This window comes from Streptomyces megasporus (assembly GCF_000718985.1).
Classification (GTDB): domain Bacteria; phylum Actinomycetota; class Actinomycetes; order Streptomycetales; family Streptomycetaceae; genus Streptomyces; species Streptomyces megasporus.
This window is the reverse complement of record NZ_JODL01000021.1, coordinates 46,128-69,786: the sequence shown is the minus strand read 5'-3', so window position 1 is coordinate 69,786 and position 23,659 is coordinate 46,128. Positions and strand designations below refer to the sequence as shown.

Below are 23,659 nucleotides of genomic sequence, written 5' to 3'. Positions count from 1 at the left end.
GCCGACACGCACGTTGGACATGCCCCGACGGGAAGGGGTGTACGCCTGTGCCCGCACTTGTGCTGCTCGGCGCTCAGTGGGGTGATGAGGGCAAGGGAAAGGCCACCGATCTGCTCGGTGGCTCGGTGGACTACGTGGTGCGATACCAGGGCGGCAACAACGCCGGCCACACGGTCGTCGTCGGTGACCAGAAGTACGCGCTGCACCTGCTCCCCTCCGGCATCCTCTCCCCGGAGTGCACTCCGGTCATCGGCAACGGCGTCGTCGTGGACCCGGCGGTCCTGCTCTCCGAACTGAGCGGGCTCGCCGAGCGCGGTGTCGACACCTCCAAGCTGCTCATCAGCGGAAACGCGCACCTGATCACGCCGTACCACACGACGATGGACAAGGTGACCGAGCGCTTCCTGGGCAAGCGGAAGATCGGCACCACCGGACGCGGCATCGGTCCGACGTACGCGGACAAGATCAACCGGGTGGGCATCCGCGTCCAGGACCTGTTCGACGAGTCGATCCTGCGGCAGAAGGTCGAGGCCGCCCTCGACCAGAAGAACCAGATCCTCGCCAAGCTCTACAACCGTCGCGCCATCCTGGCCGAGCAGGTCGTCGAGGAGCTGCTCGGCTACGCGGAGCGGATCGGGGGCTACGTCTGCGACACCACGCTGGTCCTCAACAACGCCCTCGACGAGGGCAAGGTCGTCCTCTTCGAGGGCGGCCAGGGCACGCTGCTCGACGTGGACCACGGCACCTATCCGTTCGTGACCTCCTCCAACCCGACCGCCGGCGGTGCCTGCACCGGCGCGGGCGTCGGCCCGACCAGGATCAACCGGGTCATCGGCATCCTCAAGGCGTACACCACGCGGGTGGGCGCCGGTCCCTTCCCGACGGAGCTGTTCGACGAGGACGGGGAGAAGCTGCGGCAGATCGGCGGCGAGCGCGGCGTCACCACGGGCCGCGACCGGCGCTGCGGCTGGTTCGACGCGGTGATCGCCCGGTACGCCACCCGCGTCAACGGACTCACCGACTTCTTCCTCACCAAGCTGGACGTCCTCACCGGCTGGGAGCGGATTCCGGTGTGCGTCGCGTACGAGATCGACGGCCGGCGGGTGGAGGAGCTGCCCTACAACCAGAGCGACTTCCACCACGCCAAGCCGATCTACGAGATGCTGCCGGGCTGGTCGGAGGACATCTCCGAGGCCAAGACCTTCGAGGACCTGCCGAAGAACGCGCAGGCCTACGTCAAGGCGCTGGAGGAGATGTCGGGCGCGCCGATCTCCGCCATCGGCGTCGGTCCGGGCCGGGACGAGACCATCCAGATCAACTCGTTCCTCTGATCCTCCGCCGATCCTCCGCCGACTGCTGACGGACGGAACGAGCGAAACGGACGAGGGGGTCGCGCCGTACACGACGGCGCGGCCCCCTCGTCCGTTCCCGCTTCCCCGGAGTGGGAGCCGGATCCGGGGCCGGAGCCGGAGCGCCGGCCCGGCCGCCTCACCCGTCCGGCGGGCCCACCGCGTCCAGCGCCTTCGACAGCCGCTCCAGCGCCTCGCGCACCTCGGCGAAGCCCTTCTCGCCGCCCAGCGCCTCGCTCAGCCGCGCGGCGAACTCCGCGTGCCCCGGGGCGATCCGTTCGATCGCCGCCCGGCCCTCCTCGGTGGGGGTGAGCAGCTTGGCGCGGCGGTGCGCGGGATTGGGCACGTACCGGGCGAGACCGCGCTCGACCAGCAGATCGGCCACCCGCTGCACACTCTGCCGGGTGATGCCCATGGCGCGGGCCACCCCGGCCACCGGCAGCGGCTCGCGCAGCACCGCGCCGAGCACCTGCCACCAGGTGGCGGTCAGCCCGGCGGGACGGGCCAGCCGCTCGGCGACGGAGAGGAACTGCCCGTTGAGCCGGAAGACGGCCAACGCCGTGCCCGACAGCGACTCCGGAGCGCTCACGCGGCCCCGCCCGAAGGGTGCGCGCCGTGGGCCTCGGCCACCGGGTTCCCGCCGGCGGCCTCCTCGTGGGCCGCCAGTACCCGGTACGCCGCGGCGTCGGAGTGCCGGAAGAGTCGGAACCAGGCGTCGCGCACCTCGGGCGGGTACACGTCCAGGCGGGCGAGGATCTCGCGGGCGAACGCGACCGGCTCGGTGGGACCGGCGGTGATCAGGTCCCCGTCGGTGACCGCGTCGGCCTCGCGGTAGTGCCCGCCGCCCCGGTAGCCGGTGGCGGCCAGTGCCTCGGCCGCCGCGCCCGTGTGGGGGCGGTCGTCGAGCAGGCCCTGCGCGGCCAGTCCCGTCACGGCCCCGCAGATCGCCGCGACGGGCACGCCGGCGGCGAGGAAATCGCGGGCCGCGGAGGCGAAGGGCGGCAGGACCCGCTCCCACGCATCCGCTCCGGGCAGGATCAGCAGCGCGCTGCCGTCGGGCCGCAGGTCGACGACGGACAGGGTGGGCGTCACCCGCATCCCACCCATGGAGATCACCGGTTCGCCGCTCTCGCCGACGTACACGATCCGGTACCCGGCGCCGGTCAGGGCGGTGGTCGCGTAGGTGAACTCCCAGTCGGCGAACGTGTCGTAGACGGCGACGTGCACGGTCTTGCGGTCCATGATTCCTCCTCGGGCGGGCGCCCGGTCGGTATGACAACATCCTGTCACTTGGACAGCATGCTGTCAATCAAAGGAGGCTAGTCTTGCCCCCTGACATGTGGGGGCCGAGAGATTGGGGGTGCGGATGAACGACGGCGTCGGCACCCGGGCGTCCGGGACCGTGAGGAGGCGCCCGTGATCCAGCGCAGCACGCTACGCGCGCAGATCGCGGACGCGCTGCGCGACGAGGTGCTCGCCGGACGGCTTCCGGCGGGCAAGGGCTTCACCGTCAAGGAGATCGCCGAGCAGTACGGGGTCTCCGCGACCCCCGTGCGCGAGGCGCTCGTCGACCTGTCCGCGCAGGGCCTGCTGGACGTGGAGCAGCACCGCGGATTCCGCGTCCACGTGTTCACCCGCGAGGACTACCGGGCCATGGTGGAGGCACGTGTCCTGGTCACCGAGGGCGTCTTCCGCCGGCCCTCGTCCCTGGTGCCGCCGGAGCCCGGCGACGAACGGCTCGCCTCCGTGCGCCGCCGCGCCGAGTCCGCCGAGCGCGCCGTGCTCGCCGGCGACCTGGACGTGCTCATCGGCTACGACCTGCGGTTCTGGCGGGAGTTGGGCGATCTGGTCGGCAACCCCTACGTATCCGAGTTCCTCGACCGGCTGCGGGTGCAGTGCTGGGTCTTCGCCGTGCCGCACCTGCGCGCACAGCCCGGTCTGCGGGGCTCGCTCTGGGCCGACTACCGCGAACTGGTCGACGCGGTGGAGCGCCGGGACGTCGCCGCGGCCGAACGCATCGTCGCCGCGCACAACGAGCACTGCCTCGCGCTCGTCGAAAAGCTCGGCTGAACGGCACTACGCTGTTCCGACCGTTGTGATGACCGCCGTACCGACCGCCGTATCGACCGGCGTACCGATCGCCGCATGGGAGCGACCTTGGCCTGTGACCTCTGGCTGGTGCCACTCGTCGACGTGCTCTGCCACAGCCCCGACAACCCCTTCGCCGAGGAACTCGCGGCGTACGACAAGGCACTGAACGCCGCCGGCCTGCCGCCCGTCCCCGTCTACGGCTACATGCCCGGACTCTCGGGCGACGTGGCCCCCGTCGCGGGTTTCGACTACGAGGCGCTGCACTTCCTGCGCCGCGCCCACCTGCTCCGGCTCTGCGGACTGGAGGTCACCCCGATCGACGAACTCGGCGACGAGTACGAGCGGCTGCTGGAGATGTTCGCCCCCACGGCCCAACAGTCGCACCTGGTCTGGCACTACGACCACGCCGGCGCGTACGTCCCGGTCGACTTCGCCCACCCGCTCTCCGACGACGAACTCCTCGCCGGCGGCGGCCCGTTGGGCTCCAGTCACGGGCTGCTGCGCGAACTGGAGGCGGTGGCACCCAGCCTGGGCATCGACCCCTTCAACCCGCCGCCCGCCCCGGCGCCGCCGACCCGGCCCACGGAACTGGAGGAGCCCGCGGCCCCGATCGCGTACGACGGCGGGCCCTTCGCACGGGAGCGCCACGTCTGGCTGGGGCTCCACGCCGCGGCCACCCGGAGCCTGGCGCAGGGCTCCATGATCGTCTTCAGCTAGCGGAGCGACCGGCGGGACCGGACCGGCGCCGACGCCTCACCGCGGCCCCTCCGGAGGCCGCTGCCGAGGCATGCTCGGACGCACGCCCGGCGGAAGCGGGAAGCGGGACGGCTGCGCGGCGTTCCCGGCGCGCGGCGCCCAGGAGGACGCGGTCAGCGACTGGGTGTGCAACGGCGCCGGACCGGACCGGAAGTCCACCATCCAGGAGGCGGTCTCGCCCCGCACCAGCTCCGTCACGTCCTCGGTGAACCGCCGCAGCACCCCCAGGCACCGCTCCGCGGCCTCGCTCGCCGTGCCCTCGGTGGGCCCCAGCACCTCCCGCACGCACTCCGACGCCCAGTCGTACTGGAGCACCTCCAGCCGCCGCTGCACGGCCTGCGCGGTGGCGACGTCCCGCATCCAGCCCGAGGTCAGGCCGAACCAGCGGTCGCACCCGGCGCACACGGCGGCCCCCAGCAGCGCCAGGAAGGACCACACGGCCGCCCCCGGCACCGCGCCGGTCAGCTCCAACAGCGGCAGGGCGCCCCCGGCGGCCAGCCCCAGGGCCGTCCCCACCCGCAGCGCCCGGGCGCCCCGGCGCTTCCACACCCGGTCGGCCAGGTACCACTCCGCGATTTCGAGGGCCCCCTCCTCGGCCCACCGGAACAGCTCGTCCAGCCGCTCGGCGGGCTCTCCCCAATCTCCCAAGGGGAAAGGCCGCCCGAGGAGGTCCCTCCGCAGGTACCTCCGCCCGCCCCGCCCCGTGCCGCCCGTCTCGGGCCGCATTTCCGGCTGACTCACCCGCCACTCCCATACAAAGCCCTCACTCGGCGGACCCGTTCACGGGCCGCTCGAAGCCCCTTCCTACCCCCAAAAGTGGGAGGTGCCGCCGCCTTCGCGGTATTTCCGCCCATACGTGGCTCCCGATTGGGTATACAAGGCCGCCTCCACTACCCCGAACGGGTGAGCACCGCCGTCCGGGACCCTGCGGCGGGGGCCGAGAAGGGCCGCCGGAAGGGGGACTCCGGGCGGATAGGGTGCAGGGCGTGAAGGTCCTCGTCATCGGCAGCGGCGCCCGCGAACACGCCCTGTGCCGCTCTCTGTCCCTCGATCCCGACGTCACCTCGCTGCACTGCGCGCCCGGCAACGCCGGCATCGCGGAGACGGCGACCCTGCACACGGTCGACGCGCTCGACGGCGCCGCCGTCGCCGACCTGGCCGCCGAGCTGCGGGTCGACCTCGTCGTCGTGGGGCCCGAGGCCCCCCTCGTCGCCGGGGTGGCCGACGCCGTGCGCGAGCGCGGCATCGCCGTCTTCGGCCCGTCGGCCGAGGCCGCCCGGCTGGAGGGCTCCAAGGCGTTCGCCAAGGAGGTCATGGCCGCCGCCGGGGTGCCCACGGCACGCTCGTACGTGTGCACCACCCCCGAGGAGGTCGAGGAGGCCCTCGACGCCTTCGGCCCCCCGTACGTCGTCAAGGACGACGGCCTGGCCGCGGGCAAGGGCGTCGTCGTCACCTCCGACCTCGACGCCGCCCGCGCGCACGCCCTGGCCTGCGGCGTGGACGAGAGCGAGGGCCGTGTGGTGATCGAGGAGTTCCTCGACGGCCCCGAGGTCTCCCTGTTCGCCGTGACCGACGGCGAGTGCGTCGTGCCGCTGCGGCCCGCCCAGGACTTCAAGCGCGCCCACGACGGCGACGAGGGCCCCAACACCGGCGGCATGGGCGCCTACTCGCCGCTGCCCTGGGCCGACCCCGGACTGGCCGACGAGGTGCTGGGCACCGTCCTGCAGCCCACCGTGGACGAGATGCGCCGCCGCGGCACCCCCTTCTCCGGGCTGCTCTACGCCGGGCTCGCGCTCACCTCGCGCGGGGTGCGCGTGGTGGAGTTCAACGCCCGTTTCGGCGACCCGGAGACCCAGGTCGTCCTGGCCCGCCTGAAGACCCCCCTGTCGGGCCTGCTGTACGCGGCGGCCACCGGACGGCTGGCGGAGTTCCCGCCACTGCGCTGGAGCGACGACGCGGCCGTCACGGTCGTGATCGCCTCCGAGGGCTACCCCGCCGCCCCCCGTACGGGCGACCCGATCGAGGGGCTGGAGGAGGTCGCCGAACAGGACGCCCCCACCGCGTACGTCCTGCACGCCGGCACACGGCGCGACGAGGAGGGACGGGTGCTCAGCGCGGGTGGCCGGGTCCTGTCCGTCACGGCCACCGGCGCCGACCTGGAGCAGGCGCGCGAGCGGGCCTACCGGGCCGTGTCCCGCATCCGGCTGGCCGGTTCGCACCACCGCAACGACATCGCGGCCGAGGCCGCCAAGGAGGCGTGACCGGCCGCCTCCGACACGCGCGCCCACACACCCGGCTCTGCCCAAAGCCATTCCATCGGGTGACCACTTTCTCAACCGGCTGACGCTTGTGCGGGGTCCAACTAGGGTTCCCGCGGACGGCTCCGGCAAGTGGCCCACCGCACATTGCGATGTCGGTTGCCGGTGCCACAGTGGGGGAGTGACAGGCGCGGGGGGATCGGCAAGGGGGTGAGCGGACTCGTGGCAGTACCGGAGATGGGCACACGCTCGGCGCGCGACCACGCGCTGGCGGTCCTGCGGGTGCGGGGCACCGCGCTGGGCGCCGCGCTGCTGCCCGCCGCGGTGGCCGCCGTCCTGATCGCGGGAGGGATCACCGGCCGACTCGGCGACGGCTGGGACGCGGCCCGCTGGGCGGCCGTCGCCGTCGCCCTGCCGGTGCTCGCCGCGGCGGCCTGGGTGGCGGCCGTGATCGCGCGGGCGCGTCCGGCGGTCAGCCCCACGGTGCAGATCGAGGAGAGCGCCGCCCCCGACCTGTACCGCCTGATACGCGACCTCGCCGACCGGATGGACGTGCCGGCGCCCTCGGCCATAGCCCTGACGCCCGACTGCGACAGTTGGCTGGAGGACCGGGCGCACGCCTCCCCCTTCCGGGGTCTCTCACGGCTCCCTCGGCCCGTCCGTGCCGGTGGGGCGCGCGGCGACGCCCCCGTCCTCGTCATCGGCTCCCCCTTCCTGTGGTGGATGCGCGTCGCCGAGCTGCGGGCGCTGCTCGCCCCGGTCGTCGCCGGGACGGGCCCGTCCGCGCACCCGGACATCGCCGCCGCGCGGCGCTTCGTGCGCGGTCTGGACGCCGCCGCCGCGGTCGCCGCGACGGTCGGCGGCCCGCTCCCGCGGCGGCTCGCGTACGACGTCGTCGGCTGGGTGGCCCGGCTGCTGCTGCGGGCGGGCGCCTCCCACGCCGCCGAGATGGAGCGCATGGTCGCCGCGGCCGCCGCCGCGCGGGCCCAGGCGGTGGACTACGGCCTGCGGGTCGTCGCGCAGGAGCAGGTGGGTCTGGCGTACGCCGGCTGGGACCGGCTGCTGACCCGGGTCGCGCTGCCGGCCTGGCGCACCGGGCGGTGGCCCGAGCGGCTGGACGCCGGTGTGGTCGCCGCGCTCACCGAACTGTCCCGGCGCGACCGGCTGGCGGAGGGGTTCACCACGCGGTTGGGCGAACGTCCCGCCTGTGACCTGCTGGAGGAGCCCGGGGCCGTGGACCGCGCGGTCTCGCTGCTGGCCGCCCGCCTCTTCCACGACGGCCCGGCCGAACCCGGCCCCGACTGGGAGCCGGTGGACTGGTCGCAGTACCCCGACGAGGTCGTGGACCGCATCTGGCGCACCGAGGCCGCCCGCCTCTTCACCGTCCTGCGGGCCACCGAGAACCCGACGCTGGCCGAGCTGATCGACCGCCTCCTGGGGGAGGCCGCCACGGCCGGCGGCGGCACCGACGAGGTCGCGGCCCGGATCGGCGCCGTGGTCGCCCGGGAGGACGCCGTCCGGGAGGGCTCCGCCCGAGCCGGGGCGGCGTCCGGGGACGTCGAGGGCGCCGCGCTGCTCCCGCCCGGCGGCGGGTTCCCGCTGCAACCGCCGCGCAGCGGACGCGAACTGCTGGCCGAGCACATCGCGGCCGCCGTGTGCTGCGCCGCCGTGGACACCGCCGGAGCGGCTCCCGGGCTCGACTGGCTGGACGGTCCCGCCCTGTTCGTGGACGGCGAGCGCCGTGCCGACCTGGCCAGGCCGGTCCTCGCCCTCGCCGAGGAGGCCGATCCCCGACCGCTGCGCGACTGGCTGGCGGCGGTGGGCGTGCGGCACGACAAGCCCATACGGCTGGTCTGAGACGGACCCGATCCCGCCGTGCGCCTCGGTTTTCCGGCGTTTCCCGACATCCCCGACGTTCGGTGTCCCACTTCCGCGTCCCTCCCCGCCCGTCCGGGGCCTTCCGGGGTGCCCGCCCGGCCGTTCTCGACCGGCTTCTCCGGCCGCATCTCCCTGTATCTCCCCGTATCCCTCTGCTGCTCCCGCCGCTCACCTCGCCACTCACCCCGGCAACCTCTCGGGGTTTCCCGGCCCGTCGGAGCGCGCGCTCCGAGCATTTCGCGACAAGGGGTGACCATTCGTTCTCTTTATGTGATGTGCTGGTGTCCGACGGCGTGGAACGGAGCGCGGGGACGGAGCGCGGAACAGGGAGGGGAGACGAGTGGGCACGGAGCAGGTCCGGCGCTGGGAGTCGGGAGCGCTCGCGCACGCGGTCACCGATCCGTTCGGCCAGGGCCCCCTGCCCTGGCTGCGGTGCGACGAGCACTACTTCGACGACACCGGGCACGTCGTCCCCTGGTACCTGGACCACAGCAGCCTGGCCGGCGTCGAGGCGCCGGCCCGTACCGGCGGCCCCCGCGCCGCCGACGACGTGCGCTGCCAGATCAAGGGCTTCACCTCGGAGAGCGCGGTCTCCCCGGGCCAGTCCATCGACTTCCGGATCACGGTCAACCCGCCCCAGCCCTTCGGCGTGGACGTCTACCGCATCGGCCACTACGGCGGCGAGGGCGCCACCAAGATCACCACCAGCCCCCGGTTGTCCGGCATCGTCCAGCCCCCGCCGCTCACCGCCGACCGCACCGTCTCCTGCCACCACTGGTGGCTCTCCTGGCGGCTCCAGGTGCCGGAGTACTGGAGCACCGGGGCCTACGTCGCCGTGCTGACCACCGCCGACGGACACCGCTCGCACGTCCCGTTCACCGTCCGCGACGAGCGGCCCGGCGATCTGCTGCTGGTGCTCCCGGACGTCACCTGGCAGGCGTACAACCTCTTCCCCGAGGACGGCCGCACCGGCGCCAGCCTGTACCACGCCTGGGACGAGCGGGGCCGGTTGCTGGGCGAGGAGGACGCGGCCGTCACGGTCTCCTTCGACCGGCCGTACGCGGGCGCGGGCCTGCCCCTGCACGTGGGCCACGCCTACGACTTCATCCGCTGGGCCGAGCGCTACGGCTACGACCTGGCCTACGCCGACACCCGCGACCTCCACGCGGGCCGCGTCGATCCCTCCCGCTACCGCGGTCTGGTCTTCCCCGGCCACGACGAGTACTGGTCGGTGCCGATGCGCCGCGCCGTGGAGAAGGCCCGCGACAGCGGCACCTCGCTGGTCTTCCTCTCCGCCAACACCATGTACTGGCAGGTGGAGCTGGGCCCCTCGCCCTCCGGCGTCCCCGACCGGCTGATGAGCTGCCGCAAGGCCCGCGGCCCGGGGCGGTCCCTGCGCTGGCGCGACCAGGGCGAGCCCGAGCAGCACCTGCTGGGCGTCCAGTACGCGGGCCAGGTGCCCCGGCCGCACCCGCTGGTGGTGCGGAACGTCGACCACTGGCTGTGGGAGGCCACCGGGGCGGCGGAGGGCGAGGAGCTGCACGGACTGGTGGCGGGCGAGGCCGACCGCTACTTCCCGCGCGTCGCCCTGCCCCTGCACACCGAGCGCGTGCTGCTCGCCCACTCGCCCTACGAGGACACCGGCGGCGTCCGCCGCCACCAGGAGACCTCCCTGTACCGGGCGCCCAGCGGCGCCCTGGTCTTCGCCTCCGGCACCTTCGCCTGGTCCCCGGCCCTGGACCGACCCGGCCATGTGGACGCCCGGATCCAGCGGGCCACGGCCAACCTCCTGGACCACATCTGCCGGCACGACTGAGGTTCGTCGCGGCGCGTTCCCGGCCCGGCCACCCGGCGTCTCTCCTCGGTTTCCCCCGGTCGGGATGGGGCCGTTCGCGTGCGCGGACCCCACCCGTCCGCCCGACCCCGTCCGGTGCGGACCGGGGCCGTGCGGGAGAATCGGAACTCCTGGACCGAGCCACAGGAGGAGCCGTGACCGGATTCGTCGACAAGCCCGAACCCGTACAGGTGTCGGGCCTGGTACACGTGCACACGGGCAAGGTGCGGGACCTGTACCGGAACGAGGCCGGGGACCTGGTGATGGTGGCCAGTGACCGGGTGTCCGCCTACGACTGGGTGCTGCCCACCGAGATCCCCGACAAGGGCCGGGTCCTCACCCAGCTCTCGCTGTGGTGGTTCGACCAGTTCGCCGACCTGGTGCCGAACCACGTGGTCTCCACCGAGCTGCCGCCCGGCGCCCCGGCCGACTGGGAGGGGCGCACGGTGGTCTGCCGGCCCCTGCGCATGGTCCCGGTGGAGTGCGTGGCCCGCGGCTACCTCACCGGCTCGGGCCTGGTCGAGTACCAGGAGTCCCGGACGGTCTGCGGGCTCGCCCTGCCCGAGGGGCTGGTGGACGGCTCGGAGCTGCCCGCCCCGATCTTCACCCCGGCCACCAAGGCGGAGGTCGGCGAGCACGACGAGAACGTCGCCTACGAGGAGGTCGCCCGCCGGGTCGGCGCCGACACCGCGGCCGAGCTGCGCCAGCTCACCCTGGCCGTCTACTCCCGAGGCCGGGACATCGCCCGGGAGCGCGGCATCATCCTGGCCGACACCAAGTTCGAGTTCGGCTGGGGACCGGCGGAGGACGGGACGGACGACGGGGAGCGGCTGTTCCTCGCCGACGAGGTGCTCACCCCCGACTCCTCGCGCTTCTGGCCCGCCGACGAGTGGGAGCCGGGCCGGCCGCAGCCCTCGTTCGACAAGCAGATCGTCCGTGACTGGCTGGCCTCCCCGGCCGCCGGCTGGGACCGTCACGGCGAGCAGCCGCCGCCCGCGCTGCCCGCCGAGGTGGTGGAGCGGACCCGCGCCCGCTACATCGAGGCGTACGAGCTGCTGACCGGCACCCGCTGGAGCTGACCGCCGAGCCGGCCGCCGGTGTCGTCGGGGCGCGTACCGCCGTGCCCCGACCCCGGCCGGGGAGGCGCCGGGCCGAGGCCGGGGGAACGGGGCCCCGGGACCCGGGGAGCGGCGGTGCGGCGGTGCGGAAACGGAGAGGGCCCCGATCCTCGAAGGATCGGGGCCCTGGTCACCGAGCGGACGACGAGGCTCGAACTCGCGACCTCAACCTTGGCAAGGTTGCGCTCTACCAACTGAGCTACGTCCGCGCGCGCCGAACTCGGATCCACCCTTCCCGGCGTGGTTTCCGTGCGGTGCGCTGACCACTATAGCCAACCGCGCTCGCGGGCGATGCGCACGGCCGCGTGACGGTTCTCCGCATCCAGCTTCGCGGTGGCCGACGAGAGGTAGTTGCGGACGGTCCCCGGAGCCAGCGCGGCCCGCTCGGCGATCTCCACGATCGGGGCCCCGTCCGCGGCCAGCTCCAGCAGCTCGGCCTCGCGAGCGGTCAGCGGGGAGTCCCCGGCGCTGATCGCGTCGGCCGCCAGCTCCGGGTCCACGTACCGGTTTCCGGCGTACACCGTGCGGATGATCTGGGCCAGCCGCTGCGCCGAGACCGTCTTGGGCACGAAACCGCGCACCCCCGCCGCCAGGGCCCGCTTCAGGTGTCCGGGGCGGCCGTGCCCGGTGACGATCATGGTGCGGCAGTCGGGGACCTCGGTCCTCAGCTCCGCGGCGACCGCCACACCGTCCTTGCCCGGCATCTGGAGGTCGAGCACCGCCACGTCGGGCCGGTGGGCGCGGGCCATCGCCAGCGCCTCGGGGCCGGACGCCGCCTCCGCGACGACCAGCAGGTCGTCCTCCAGTGCCAGCAGCGCGGCCAGCGCGCCCCGGATCAGGTGCTCGTCGTCGGCCAGCAGCACCCGTAGGGGACGCTCGCCGCCGCCGGAGTCCCGGCCGTGCTCCCTCACCGCTCTCCCCTCTCCGTGACATCCCTCACGGCGTCCTCCACGACATTCCCCGGAGCGTCTCCCCCGACCGGCTCGCTGTCGCCCTCCGGCCGGCTCGGCACCCGGGCCGTCAGCCGGAAGGTCCCGTCGTCGCGCCGCTCGTCGGTCAGTGTGCCGCCGAGGGCGGCCAGGCGCTCGCGGAGTCCGGCCAGCCCCGAGCCGCCCCCCGTGGTGGTCCGGGACGGCGGAACCCCGTCGTTCTCCATGGTCAGCTCGGTGACCGGTCCGGCCGGCCCACCGTCCACCCCGGTCCGCAGCCGGATCGCGCACCACCGGGCGTCGGCGTGTCGCAGCACGTTGGTGGTGCCCTCGCGGACCACCCATCCCAGCGCCGACTGGAGGGACTCGGGCAGCTCCTTCCTGCCGGTCCTCTCGATCCGGCAGTCGATCCCGGCGGCCCGCAGCACCCCCCGCGCGCCGACCAGTTCCGTGGGCAGGTCGGCCTCCCGGTAGCCGCGCACGACCTCCCGCATCTCCCGCTGGGACTCCCGCGCGATGCGCTGCACCTCGGTCATCTGGTCCATGGCGGAGGGCGAGCCGCGCTGCGCGAGCTGGACGGCCAGCTCGCTCTTGAGGGCGATCACCGACAGGTTGCGGCCCAGCACGTCGTGGAGGTCCCGGCCGAACCGCAGCCGCTCCTCGGCCACCGCCAGCCGGGCCTGGGTCTCCCGGGCGGCCTCCAGCTCCTCGACGACCCGCAACGCCCAGGCGGAGCAGCGGTAGGAGAAGCCGAAGACCACCGCTCCGAAGACGGCGGCGCTCACGTGGTAGCCCAGGTCCCCGGCGGTCGCTCCCAGCGGCGCCGCGGACAGCGCGGAGGCCGCGATGAGCAGCGCCATCAGGGCGGTGCCGCCCCGGACGGACAGGACCAGCAGGAGCGGCCCGGCCGCGAACATCAGCAGCCAGGCGCCGGCGGCCATCGCCCCTCCGTCCAGCGCCCCGACGCCGGCCGCGGTGTGGAGGACGGCCACCCCGACGACCGTGAGCGCGACATACGCGACCACGAGCCCGTCCGGCCGCCCGGCCGTGCCCAGGTAGTGCCGCAGCCCGGCCCGGACCAGCGACAGGTGACAGGCGCAGTGGGCGGCGAACAGCGCGATCAGCGGGACGGCGAGCCAGGTGGGCACGCCTCCGCGCTGGGCCACGCACCAGAACGTCAGCAGCGCGGCCTCGAAGGCGGCGAAGGCGTAGAGCGTGAAGCGGGTGTACTGGTGGAAGCGGACCGGCCCGCTGGCCCGTCTCGCCCGCTCCAGCCAGCCCAACGCGCCTCTTCCCGCGCTCCCCGCGCTTCCCGCCGCCACCGCCACGCTCACTCCTTGCTCAGCCCCGGCTCACCGACGCGGTTCCCAGCGGAACCACCGCCGTACAGCAAACACCGAGGCCACCGACCAGACCACCGCGACCCCGACGGCCCGCAGCACCTCACCGGGCTCCCCGCCGCCGAACCAGCCGTACCGCACCAGGTCGATCACCGGTGTCATGGGCAGCAGCCGCATCACGTCGGCCATCCGGTCCGGCATGACCTCCAGAGGAACGAACACCCCGGAGCCGATGAACGAGACCATCACCAATGGCAGCGCGGTGATCTGCGAACTCTCCGCGGTCCTGGTGAAGACGGCCGTCACGGCGGCGGCCAACACCATCAGGACGAGGCCCAGCAGCACGCCCAGGAGCAGCAGTTCGGGCCGCTCGGGCGGGGACATGTCCAGCAGGGTCGCGCCCGCCGCGACCAGCACCACGCACTGGAGCAGGGCCAGGACGGTCACCGGCAGCGAGGTGCCGGCCAGGATCTCCCCGTCGCGCACCTCGCCGGTCCGCAGCCGCTTGAGCACCAACTCCTCGCGGCGGGAGACGTAGGTGGGGATGAGGTTGGTGTAGACGACGAAGATCAGCACCATGGCGATCCCGCCCGTCATCACCAGGCCGGTGGTGCTCAGGCCGGTGTTCCCCAGCGAGAGCTGCTCGACCGTGGAGCGCATGAACAGCACCATGGCCAGGGGCATCAGCAGGGCGGTGAACATCGCGGTGCGGTTGCGGACGAGCAGCGTCAGCTCGGCCCGGGCGAGCGCCCGCATCCGCCGCAGGGAGGCGGTCGCCTCTCCGGGGGACGTGTCCGTGGTGGGTGTGGTGTCCGTCGCGCTCATCGTGCTCCCGCCTTCGCCGGCCGCGCGGTGTGGGTGGCGTCCGTGGTCTCCTCGTGTCCCCCGAGCCCCTCGTGGTCCGCGGGATCTCCGTGGGCGATCTCCAGGAAGGCCTCCTCGAGGGACGCCGACCGGGCGTCCAGTCCTTCCAGCTCGACGTCCTCCCGGCGGGCCCAGAGCAGCAGTTCGGTCAGCGCCTCCTGCAACCGCTCGGTGCGTATCTCCACCCGCCGCCCGTCCGCGGCGGCCCGCAGCGACAGCGGCAGCCGCGCCGGCGGCACCTCCTCGGGGAGCGTGAAGCGGATGCGGGAGGGCCGTGTGGCGGTGACCTCGGCGGGGGTGCCGGAGACGACGATCCGTCCCGCCCGCATGATCGCGAGCCGGTCGGCCAACTGCTCGGCTTCCTCCAGGTAGTGCGTGGTCAGCAGCACGGTCGTGCCCGTCGAGCGCAGCTCCCGCACCAACCGCCAGGTGTCCCGCCGCCCTTCGGCGTCCAGCCCGGTCGTCGGCTCGTCCAGGAAGAGCACCTCGGGCCGGCCGAGCAGCGCCATCGCCAGGTCCAGTCGCCGCCGCTCGCCGCCGGAGAGCTGCTTGACGCGGACGTTCGCGCGGGGGGCCAGGCCCACCGTCTCCAGCGCCTCCCCCACGGGGCGGGCCCCGGTGGTGCACCCGGCCCACATCCTGGCGGTCTCGGCGACGGTCAACTCGGACGGGAAACCGCCCTCCTGGAGCATCACCCCGATCCGCGACCGCACTCGGGCCCGGTCGCGGTACGGGTCGTGCCCGAGCACGCGCACCCGGCCGCCGCTGGGCTCGGCGAGCCCTTCCAACAGCTCGACGGTGGAGGTCTTGCCCGCCCCGTTCGTCCCCAGCAGCGCGAACACCTCGCCGCGCGCCACGGAGAACGAGATTCCCCTCACAGCCTCGAAGCCGTCCCCCTTCGCCGGGCCGTAGCGCCGGCGCAACCCGCTCACCTCGATGACCTGTTCTCCGTTGTCCATGGGCCCAGGGTTTCGCGGGAATCGGAGGGCGAGCAGTGCGGGCTGTCACGAGTGCGTGTGACAAATGTCAACCGGGCATCGCTCGGGCGGGGAGGGCGGGGAGGAACGCGGACGCCCGGCCCGCCCGAACACACGGGCACACGGAGACACGAACAAGGCCCCGATCCCTTGGGGATCGGGGCCTTGACCACCGAGCGGACGACGAGGCTCGAACTCGCGACCTCAACCTTGGCAAGGTTGCGCTCTACCAACTGAGCTACGTCCGCGTGCCACCACCCGGCTCTCACCGAGCGGCGCGTCTTTCACTCTACCCGATCCCGGAAGATCGGTGGAGCGAGTGGAGCGGGTGACAGGAATCGCACACTGCGCCTCCCTCTTGGAAAGAGGGCGCTCTACTACTGAGCTACACCCGCGTGTCCACCTCGGTCCCGGCCGTTTCCGGCCGTTCCCTGCGGTGTGCTCCAGACTTTAGCCGATCACCCGGGGTGGCTGGCAAGTCGGGTCAACGGACCGCTCAGTGGGCCTCGTTGAACGCGTCGTAGATCCGCTTGGGGATGCGCCCCCGCGGCGGCACCTCGAAGCCGTGCGACCGGGCCCAGGCGCGCACCGCGGCCGGGTCGGGCGCGATGGAGGTCCGCTGGAACGCCTTGCCGGATCGGGAGCGCTTGCGGCCGGCCCGCACGTACGGGGCGAGGCCCATGCGGAGCTTCTTCGCGTTCTCTCGGTTGAGATCGATCTCGTACGACTTGCCGTCGAGGCCGAAGGAGACCGTTTCCGATGCTTCACCGCCGTCGATGTCGTCGGAGAGCGTGACCACTACGCGCTGTGCCACGGATATCGGTCCTTTCGGGAGGAACGCTGCTCAAAGCCCCGCGGAATCGCCGCTCGACATGCGGCGACGCGGGCGTTCCGAACGGTCGGGGTCAATGCCTTTTTCCTTTGTACAGCGGCAGGCATTGTTCGGTGAAGCGGATAATTCCCACCCGCGTGTCATGCCGTGAACCGGACCTTGTTTTTCACCATTCTTTCACGCGGGACTTCTCGGTGGTTTCGGGGCGCCGATACCCGACCATGATCGAACCCGCCCGTATCTACGCGAGTAGAATTTTCCGCCCGGTAGGCTGAAGCACGCAGTCTCCAGCACCAACACCCACCGGGAGTACCTGTGGCTCGCGTCGTAGTCGACGTCATGCTCAAGCCGGAGATCCTCGACCCCCAGGGCCAGGCGGTTCAGCGGGCTCTGCCCCGGCTGGGCTACCAGGGGATCACCGACGTCCGTCAGGGCAAGCGTTTCGAGCTCGAACTGGAGGGGCCCGTCGACGACGCCGCCCTCGCCCGGGTTCGTCAACTCGCCGAAACCTTCCTCGCCAACACCGTGATCGAGGACTTCACGGTCCGCGTCGAAGAGGACGAAGAGGTGACCACGGCATGACGACCCGTATCGGAGTCGTCACCTTCCCCGGCTCCCTCGACGACGTGGACGCCCGCCGCGCCGTCCGTCTCGCGGGCGGCGAGCCGGTGGCCCTGTGGCACGGCGACAAGAACCTCCACCAGGTGGACGCCGTCGTCCTCCCCGGGGGCTTCTCCTACGGCGACTACCTGCGGTGCGGCGCCATCGCCCGGTTCTCCCCCGTGATGGAGACGGTCATCGAGCAGGCCCGCGCCGGCATGCCGGTGCTCGGCATCTGCAACGGCTTCCAGGTGCTGTGCGAGTCGCACCTGCTGCCCGGCGCGCTCACCCGCAACGACCACCTCCACTTCGTCTGCCGCGACCAGCGGCTGCGCGTGGAGAACACGGCCACCGCGTGGACCGGCGACTACGCCGAGGGCGAGGAGATCACCGTCCCGCTCAAGAACGGCGAGGGCGGCTACGTCGCCGACGAGCGCACCCTGGACGAGCTGGAGGCGGAGGGCCGGGTGGTCTTCCGCTACCTGGACGTCAACCCCAACGGCTCCCGCCGCGACATCGCCGGCATCTGCAACGAGGCCGGCAACGTCGTCGGCCTCATGCCCCATCCCGAGCACGCAGTCGAGGCCCTCACCGGCCCGACCACCGACGGGCTCGGGTTCTTCACCTCGGTTCTGAAGAAGCTGGTCGCCACCTCATGACCCTCGACACCGTCAAGCACGCGAGCGACACCCCGGACGTCGAGCAGCCCTGGGCCGAGCTCGGCCTCAAGCGGGACGAGTACGACCGCATCCGCGAGATCCTCGGCCGCCGCCCGACCGGCGCCGAGCTGGCCATGTACTCCGTGATGTGGTCCGAGCACTGCAGCTACAAGTCCAGCAAGGTGCACCTGAAGCAGTTCGGCGAGAAGGCCCCCGAGTCCGACGCCCTGCTGGTGGGCATCGGCGAGAACGCCGGCGTCGTGGACGTCGGCCAGGGCTACGCCGTCACCTTCAAGGTCGAGTCGCACAACCACCCGTCGTACATCGAGCCCTACCAGGGCGCGGCCACCGGGATCGGCGGCATCGTCCGCGACATCCTCGCCATGGGCGCCCGCCCGGTCGCCGTGATGGATCCGCTGCGCTTCGGCGCGCCGGACCACCCCGACACCAAGCGCGTCCTGCCCGGCGTCGTCGCCGGCATCGGCGGCTACGGCAACTGCCTGGGCCTGCCCAACATCGGCGGCGAGGTCGTCTTCGACCCCTGCTACCAGGGCAACCCGCTGGTCAACGCCCTGTGCGTGGGTGTGATGCGGCACGAGGACATCCATCTGGCCAAGGCGTCCGGCACCGGCAACAAGGTCGTCCTCTACGGCGCCCGGACCGGCGGCGACGGCATCGGCGGCGTCTCCGTCCTCGCCTCCGAGACCTTCGACGAGACGGGCCCGGCCAAGCGCCCGGCCGTCCAGGTCGGCGACCCCTTCCAGGAGAAGCTCCTCATCGAGTGCACCCTGGAGATCTTCAAGGAGAAGCTGGTCGTCGGCATCCAGGACCTCGGCGGCGCCGGCCTGTCCTGCGCCACCTCCGAACTGGCCAGCGCCGGCTCCGGCGGCATGCGCGTCGACCTGGACACCGTGCCGCTGCGCGACTCCACGCTCTCGCCCGAGGAGATCCTCATGAGCGAGTCGCAGGAGCGCATGTGCGCCATCGTCGAGCCCGACAAGGTGGACCGCTTCCTCGAGATCTGCGAGAAGTGGGACGTCATCGCCACCGTCATCGGCGAGGTGACCGACGGCGACCGGCTGGAGATCTACTGGCACGGCGAACAGATCGTGGACGTCCCCCCGCGCACGGTCGCCCACGAGGGCCCGGTCTACCACCGGCCCTACGCCCGCCCCGAGTGGCAGGACGCCCTCCAGGCCGACGACGCGAACAAGCTGCCCCGGCCCGAGAGCGGCGAGGAACTGCGCGAGCAGGTCCTCAGACTGGTCGGCTCCCCGAACCAGGCCTCCAAGGCGTGGATCACCGACCAGTACGACCGCTACGTGCTGGGCAACACCGTCCTCGCCCAGCCCGAGGACAGCGGCATGATCCGCATCGACGAGGAGACGGGCCTGGGCGTCGCCGTCGCCACCGACGGCAACGGCCGCTACGCCAAGCTCGACCCGTACACCGGCGCGCAGCTCGCGTTGGCCGAGTCGTACCGGAACGTCGCCACCACCGGCGCCAAGCCGCTGGCCGTCACCGACTGCCTGAACTTCGGCTCGCCGGAGGACCCGGGCGCCATGTGGCAGTTCGCCGAGGCGTGCCGCGGCCTGGCCGACGCCTGCCAGGTGCTGGGCACCCCGGTGACCGGCGGCAACGTCTCCCTCTACAACCAGACCGGCGACACCGCCATCCACCCGACCCCGGTGGTCGGCGTGCTGGGCGTGATCGACGACGTCAACCGCCGCACCCCGATGGCGTTCTCCGAGGAGGGCCAGATGATCTACCTCCTCGGCGACACCCGCGAGGAGCTGGGCGGGTCGGCCTGGTCCCAGGTGATCCACGACCACCTGGGCGGCATGCCGCCGAAGGTGGACCTGGAGCGCGAGAAGCTGCTCGCCGAGATCCTGATCTCCGCCTCCCGCGACGGCATGATCGACGCCGCGCACGACCTGAGCGACGGCGGGCTGATCCAGGCGCTGACCGAGTCCTGCCTCAAGGGCGGCAAGGGCGCCCGGCTGATCGTCCCCGACGGGCTGGACGCGTTCGTGTTCCTCTTCTCCGAGTCGGCGGGCCGCGCGATCGTCTCGGTCCCGCGGAGCGAGGAGCTGCGGTTCACCGACATGTGCGGTGTCCGGGGCCTGCCCGCCACCCGCATCGGCGTCGTGGACGGGGACGCGATCGAGGTCCAGGGGCGGTTCTCCATCCCGCTGACGGAACTGCGCGAGGCGCACGAGAGCACGATCCCGGCCCTGCTCTCCGACGCGCGCGCCTGACGGTCGCACCCGCTCGCCCGGCGCCCCGCCCCTCCCGGGGGCGGGGCGCTGGTAACTTCACCGCCGACGACGCGTCGACCGCACGACACCGAGGGGGCGGGGATGGACCGCGAACGGCGACGGACGCTCTTCAACCGGGTCCTGTGCGGCACGGCCGTCTTCGCCATCGGGCTGAGCGGCTGGACGCTGTGGGGCCTGTGGGACCGCCGGCACACCGTGGACGAGGCGTGCGGCGGCCTGGTCCCGGTGGGCGAGGTACTGGCCCTGTCCGGAAGCGGGGGAGAGATCACTCCCGCGGACAACATCACGGAGGGCATCCACCTGGACGACGCGCCGCTGCCGCAGAGCTGCGTCCTGCGCAGCGAGGAGGTCGCCGAGGCGGCGGGGAGGAAGTCGGGGACCAGGCAGTTCTTCATCGCCCAAGTCGCCACCGAGCCCACCAGGTGGACGTCCGAGCCGGTTGACGACAGCTTCGAGGACGCGCTGGACCCCTCCAACCCGTACATCCGCGTTCCGGTGGTCCCCCAGCCACTCGGCGGCGGCATCGCCGGAAAGGTCACCGAGAACTCGGTCACCGTCCGGTTGCCCTGCCCCGGCGGCGAGCACCGGGGCGCGGGGATCGCCGCGGTACGGGCCTCCGCCACCTTGGACCTGGCCTTCTACCGCGCCTTCGCGCCGGACGGCCAACTCCGCCAGGCCGACCGCGACCGGCTGGCCGACATCGCGGTCGCCACCGCCAACAACCTCGCCGACGAACTGGGCTGCCCCGAGCGCCTCCCCGAGCCGCCCGACGGCATACCGGCGCTGAACACCGAGCCCGTCGCCCCCGACGAGGCGGAGGGCACCTGCGCCTGGTACGGCCGGGCCGGACTGGACGAGAGCCCGGTCAACACCTCCGGCTGGCTGCCGGACCGGGTGCTGGAGGCCCGCGCGGACGAGAGGGTGTGGCAGGAACGCTGCCTGCTCTCCGTGAGCAGGGACGCCCGGAGGGAGGCGTACGACCGACACGTGGACGACCCCGCCTACCGGGAGTTCCGCGAGGCCGAAGCCGGGGAGGGCCGCAGGAACTGGTGGCTCAGTGCCGAGAGCTTCTTCGGGGACGCCGCCGTCCACGTCGCCACCGACCCCATCGACGACGAGCGAGTGGCCATACCCGGCCGGGGCGGGTTCGACGGCGGCGCGAACGCCTGGTGGGCCACCTCCGTGTGCGACGGGAAGCCCGCCGTCCACGTCCTCACCGCCGGTTACCCGTACTCCGAGGCCGTCGGACGCCACCTGGAGCCGGTCTTCCGCGCCTACGTCGAGGACGTCGCGGAGCGGCGCGGCTGTACGGACGTCGTCCTGCCCGCGAAGAGCGACTACCGGGCGGAGAGTTGAGCCTCACGGCCGGCCGACCGGCGGGTAAGCACCGGTTCCCGGCGCGTGGCGTTCTACGCTGACGCCATGCCTCCGGTGAAGCGCAAGCCCAGGACGTACGACCCGGCCCTGGTGCGGGCCGGGCTCATCGGGCAGGTGGAGTCCGTACGCAACGCGGTGCACAGGCTCACGCCCGACCAGATGACCCGGCCCTCCGGGCTGCCGGGCTGGGACGTGCACCATCTCGTGGTCCACATCGCCGGGCAGATCGAGGCGCTGCCCCGACTGCTCGCCGAGCCCCCGCCCCGCGCGAACGTGCCGGAGACGGACCTCAGCGCCTGGGCGGTGTCCACCGCCGGCGTCGCCCACGAACTGGACGAGGCGACCCGCCGGCACGCCAAGACGTTCCCGAACGCCGCGGACGCCGTGGACGCCGCCGTCGAGGAGTTGGAGCCCGTCCTGGAGCAGGCCGTGCGGACCGATGTGCTGCTGCCGCACGACTTCGGCGCCATGCGCGCCCTGGACTTCACCGTGACCCGCCTGGTGGAGCTGGTCGTCCACGGCGACGACCTCACCCGAGCCACCGGCGTCCGCGTCCCGCCGGCCCGGCACGCGCTGGCCGCCACCGTGCGACTGCTGGCCGACGCCCTGGCGGCCAAGGCGCCCGGGAGCGCGGTGGAGGTGCGCATCCCGCCCTTCGCGGTCGTCCAGTGCGTCGAGGGGCCCCGGCACACCCGCGGCACCCCGCCCAACGTCGTGGAGACCGATCCGCTCACCTGGATCCGTCTCGCCACCGGCCGCACGAGCTGGGAGAAGGAGCTGGATGCGGCGCATCTCACAGCGAGCGGCGAACGCGCCGATCTCCGTGGCCACCTCCCTGTACTGGGCTGATGCCGCACGGTGAGAAGGGCGGGCGGGGGTGCTCCCCGGTTCGGAGCACCGCGGGACCTGCCCTAGACTCGAGGACGTGCCACGTGGTGATGGACGACTCAACCACGACCTGCTCCCCAGTGAGAAGGGCCCCCAGGACGCCTGCGGCGTCTTCGGTGTCTGGGCCCCGGGGGAGGAGGTCGCCAAGCTCACCTATTTCGGTCTGTACGCGCTGCAGCACCGGGGACAGGAGTCTGCGGGCATCGCGGTGAGCAACGGCTCGCAGATCCTCGTCTTCAAGGACATGGGACTGGTCTCCCAGGTCTTCGACGAGACCTCCCTCGGCTCCCTCAAGGGCCACATCGCGGTCGGTCACGCGCGCTACTCGACGACCGGCGCCTCGGTGTGGGAGAACGCCCAGCCGACCTTCCGGGCCACCGCGCAGGGTTCGATCGCGCTCGGCCACAACGGCAACCTGGTCAACACCGCGGAGCTGGCCGAGATGGTGGCCGCCCTGCCCAGCACGGGCGGACGGGCCACCCAGGTCGCCGCCACCAACGACACCGACCTGGTCACCGCCCTGCTGGCGGGCCAGGTCGACGAGGGGGGCAGGCCGCTCACCGTGGAGCAGGCGGCCCCCGAGGTCCTGCCGAAGGTCAAGGGCGCGTTCAGCCTGGTCTTCATGGACGAGCGCACCCTCTACGCCGCCCGCGACCCGCAGGGCATCCGTCCGCTGGTGCTCGGCCGGCTGGAGCGCGGCTGGGTGGTCGCCTCCGAGACGGCGGCGCTCGACATCGTCGGCGCCTCCTTCATCCGGGAGATCGAGCCGGGCGAGCTGGTCGCCATCGACGAGGAAGGGTTCCGTTCGCAAAGGTTCGCGGAAGCGAAGCCGAAGGGCTGTGTCTTCGAGTACGTCTACCTGGCGCGCCCCGACACCGACATCGCCGGCCGCAACGTCTACCTCTCCCGCGTGGAGATGGGACGCCGGCTGGCCGCCGAGGCGCCGGCGGAGGCGGACCTGGTCATAGCGACCCCGGAGTCCGGCACCCCCGCCGCCGTCGGCTACGCGGAGGCCAGCGGCATCCCCTACGGCAGCGGCCTGGTCAAGAACTCCTACGTGGGCCGGACGTTCATCCAGCCCTCGCAGACCATCCGCCAGCTCGGCATCCGCCTCAAGCTCAACCCCCTCAAGGAGGTCATCCGCGGCAAGCGCCTGGTGGTCGTCGACGACTCGATCGTCCGCGGCAACACCCAGCGCGCCCTGGTGCGGATGCTGCGCGAGGCGGGCGCGGCCGAGGTGCACGTGCGGATCAGCTCCCCGCCGATCAAGTGGCCGTGCTTCTTCGGCATCGACTTCGCCACCCGCGCCGAGCTGATCGCCAACGGCCTGTCGGTCGAGGAGATCGGCACTTCGCTGGGCGCGGACTCCCTGGCCTACATCTCCCTGGAGGGGATGGTCGAGGCCACCACGATCGCCAAGCCCAACCTGTGCCGGGCCTGCTTCGACGGGGAGTACCCGATGGAACTGCCGGACCCGCAGTTGCTGGGCAAGCACCTGCTGGAGTCGGAGACGGCCGAAGCGGCGAGCGCCGATCCCGACGGCGTGAAGACCCTGCTGGGCGGCGCCGGCGCGGCCGACGCGCTGCGCAGGCCCTGATCCGCGCCGAGTCACGTGAGCCACACCGTCCGT

21 protein-coding genes and 3 tRNA genes are annotated in these 23,659 nt (G+C 72.8%); 13 read left to right on the top strand and 11 right to left on the bottom strand.

Features of this window, described 5'->3' with window-relative positions; all coding sequences use genetic code 11:
• The first annotated feature begins 47 nt into the window (after positions 1-47).
• Positions 48-1,331 carry an adenylosuccinate synthase gene (locus tag IF47_RS0118445; protein ID WP_031509926.1) on the top strand — a complete coding sequence of 428 codons (1,284 nt, stop codon included), beginning with the start codon at positions 48-50 and terminating at the stop codon, positions 1,329-1,331.
• A gap of 157 nt (positions 1,332-1,488) precedes the next feature.
• Here the strand turns inward: IF47_RS0118445 and IF47_RS0118440 are convergent, their stop codons facing one another.
• Positions 1,489-1,938, bottom strand: a complete 450-nt coding sequence (locus IF47_RS0118440; RefSeq protein WP_031509925.1) for a MarR family winged helix-turn-helix transcriptional regulator — start codon at positions 1,936-1,938, stop codon at positions 1,489-1,491.
• On the bottom strand, positions 1,935-2,591 hold the full coding sequence (locus tag IF47_RS0118435; protein ID WP_051717850.1) for a DJ-1/PfpI family protein: 657 nt from the start codon (positions 2,589-2,591) through the stop codon (positions 1,935-1,937). The genes IF47_RS0118440 and IF47_RS0118435 overlap by 4 nt, the downstream gene beginning before the upstream one ends.
• 174 nt (positions 2,592-2,765) lie before the next feature.
• Here IF47_RS0118435 and IF47_RS0118430 point away from each other — a divergent pair, with 174 nt between their 5' ends.
• Together IF47_RS0118430 and IF47_RS0118425 are read left to right on the top strand one after the other, a co-directional pair.
• Positions 2,766-3,419, top strand: a complete 654-nt coding sequence (locus tag IF47_RS0118430; protein ID WP_031509923.1) for a GntR family transcriptional regulator — start codon at positions 2,766-2,768, stop codon at positions 3,417-3,419.
• 87 nt (positions 3,420-3,506) lie between these two features.
• On the top strand, positions 3,507-4,157 hold the full coding sequence (locus tag IF47_RS0118425; RefSeq protein WP_031509922.1) for a hypothetical protein: 651 nt from the start codon (positions 3,507-3,509) through the stop codon (positions 4,155-4,157).
• 36 nt (positions 4,158-4,193) lie between these two features.
• Here the strand turns inward: IF47_RS0118425 and IF47_RS0118420 are convergent, their stop codons facing one another.
• Positions 4,194-4,937 carry an SLATT domain-containing protein gene (locus IF47_RS0118420; RefSeq protein WP_078591942.1) on the bottom strand — a complete coding sequence of 248 codons (744 nt, stop codon included), beginning with the start codon at positions 4,935-4,937 and terminating at the stop codon, positions 4,194-4,196.
• Positions 4,938-5,182: 245 nt separating this feature from the next.
• Here IF47_RS0118420 and purD point away from each other — a divergent pair, with 245 nt between their 5' ends.
• The 4 genes from purD to IF47_RS0118400 all read left to right on the top strand — a co-directional run bounded on the left by purD (position 5,183) and on the right by IF47_RS0118400 (position 11,245).
• Positions 5,183-6,457 carry a phosphoribosylamine--glycine ligase gene (gene purD / locus IF47_RS0118415; protein WP_031509918.1) on the top strand — a complete coding sequence of 425 codons (1,275 nt, stop codon included), beginning with the start codon at positions 5,183-5,185 and terminating at the stop codon, positions 6,455-6,457.
• 207 nt (positions 6,458-6,664) lie between these two features.
• Positions 6,665-8,311, top strand: a complete 1,647-nt coding sequence (locus IF47_RS0118410) for a hypothetical protein (RefSeq protein WP_031509916.1) — start codon at positions 6,665-6,667, stop codon at positions 8,309-8,311.
• A 361-nt stretch (positions 8,312-8,672) separates the two neighbouring features.
• A complete protein-coding gene (locus IF47_RS0118405; protein ID WP_031509915.1) occupies positions 8,673-10,148 on the top strand; it encodes a N,N-dimethylformamidase beta subunit family domain-containing protein in 1,476 nt (491 codons plus the stop codon).
• Positions 10,149-10,321: 173 nt separating this feature from the next.
• The gene (locus IF47_RS0118400; protein ID WP_031509914.1) at positions 10,322-11,245 is read left to right on the top strand and encodes a phosphoribosylaminoimidazolesuccinocarboxamide synthase; all 924 of its coding nucleotides are present in this window, start codon (positions 10,322-10,324) and stop codon (positions 11,243-11,245) included.
• Positions 11,246-11,420: 175 nt separating this feature from the next.
• Here the strand turns inward: IF47_RS0118400 and IF47_RS0118395 are convergent.
• From IF47_RS0118395 to IF47_RS0118360, 8 genes are all read right to left on the bottom strand, one after another.
• A tRNA-Gly gene (locus IF47_RS0118395) sits at positions 11,421-11,493 on the bottom strand.
• Positions 11,494-11,550: 57 nt separating this feature from the next.
• Positions 11,551-12,195, bottom strand: coding sequence for a response regulator transcription factor (locus IF47_RS0118390; protein ID WP_037732893.1), 645 nt, complete (start codon positions 12,193-12,195; stop codon positions 11,551-11,553).
• Positions 12,192-13,541: a sensor histidine kinase gene (locus IF47_RS0118385; protein ID WP_245641158.1), complete on the bottom strand. Its 1,350-nt coding sequence runs from the start codon at positions 13,539-13,541 to the stop codon at positions 12,192-12,194. Before IF47_RS0118385 ends, IF47_RS0118390 begins: the two co-directional genes overlap by 4 nt.
• A gap of 24 nt (positions 13,542-13,565) precedes the next feature.
• Entirely contained in the window at positions 13,566-14,378 is an 813-nt protein-coding gene (locus IF47_RS0118380) for an ABC transporter permease (protein ID WP_031509909.1), read from the bottom strand.
• A complete protein-coding gene (locus IF47_RS0118375; protein WP_078591941.1) occupies positions 14,375-15,376 on the bottom strand; it encodes an ABC transporter ATP-binding protein in 1,002 nt (333 codons plus the stop codon). Before IF47_RS0118375 ends, IF47_RS0118380 begins: the two co-directional genes overlap by 4 nt.
• Positions 15,377-15,569: 193 nt before the next feature.
• A tRNA-Gly gene (locus tag IF47_RS0118370) sits at positions 15,570-15,642 on the bottom strand.
• Positions 15,643-15,714: 72 nt separating this feature from the next.
• A tRNA-Gly gene (locus IF47_RS0118365) sits at positions 15,715-15,789 on the bottom strand.
• A 101-nt stretch (positions 15,790-15,890) separates the two neighbouring features.
• On the bottom strand, positions 15,891-16,208 hold the full coding sequence (locus IF47_RS0118360) for a histone-like nucleoid-structuring protein Lsr2 (RefSeq protein ID WP_031509906.1): 318 nt from the start codon (positions 16,206-16,208) through the stop codon (positions 15,891-15,893).
• 333 nt (positions 16,209-16,541) lie between these two features.
• Here IF47_RS0118360 and purS point away from each other — a divergent pair, with 333 nt between their 5' ends.
• The 6 genes from purS to purF all read left to right on the top strand — a co-directional run bounded on the left by purS (position 16,542) and on the right by purF (position 23,626).
• Positions 16,542-16,808, top strand: coding sequence for a phosphoribosylformylglycinamidine synthase subunit PurS (gene purS, locus IF47_RS0118355; RefSeq protein ID WP_031509905.1), 267 nt, complete (start codon positions 16,542-16,544; stop codon positions 16,806-16,808).
• Positions 16,805-17,485 (top strand): phosphoribosylformylglycinamidine synthase subunit PurQ, encoded by a 681-nt coding sequence (purQ, locus tag IF47_RS0118350; RefSeq protein WP_031509903.1) that lies wholly within the window; start codon positions 16,805-16,807, stop codon positions 17,483-17,485. Before purS ends, purQ begins: the two co-directional genes overlap by 4 nt.
• The gene (gene purL / locus IF47_RS27985; protein ID WP_037732892.1) at positions 17,482-19,743 is read left to right on the top strand and encodes a phosphoribosylformylglycinamidine synthase subunit PurL; all 2,262 of its coding nucleotides are present in this window, start codon (positions 17,482-17,484) and stop codon (positions 19,741-19,743) included. Before purQ ends, purL begins: the two co-directional genes overlap by 4 nt.
• A 102-nt stretch (positions 19,744-19,845) precedes the next feature.
• Complete coding sequence (locus tag IF47_RS0118340) at positions 19,846-21,120, top strand: hypothetical protein (protein WP_031509901.1); 1,275 nt, start codon at positions 19,846-19,848, stop codon at positions 21,118-21,120.
• Between the two features lie 66 nt (positions 21,121-21,186).
• Positions 21,187-21,990, top strand: coding sequence for a maleylpyruvate isomerase family mycothiol-dependent enzyme (locus tag IF47_RS0118335; RefSeq protein ID WP_031509899.1), 804 nt, complete (start codon positions 21,187-21,189; stop codon positions 21,988-21,990).
• Between the two features lie 76 nt (positions 21,991-22,066).
• Positions 22,067-23,626: an amidophosphoribosyltransferase gene (gene purF / locus IF47_RS0118330; protein ID WP_031509898.1), complete on the top strand. Its 1,560-nt coding sequence runs from the start codon at positions 22,067-22,069 to the stop codon at positions 23,624-23,626.
• Positions 23,627-23,659 lie beyond the last annotated feature (33 nt).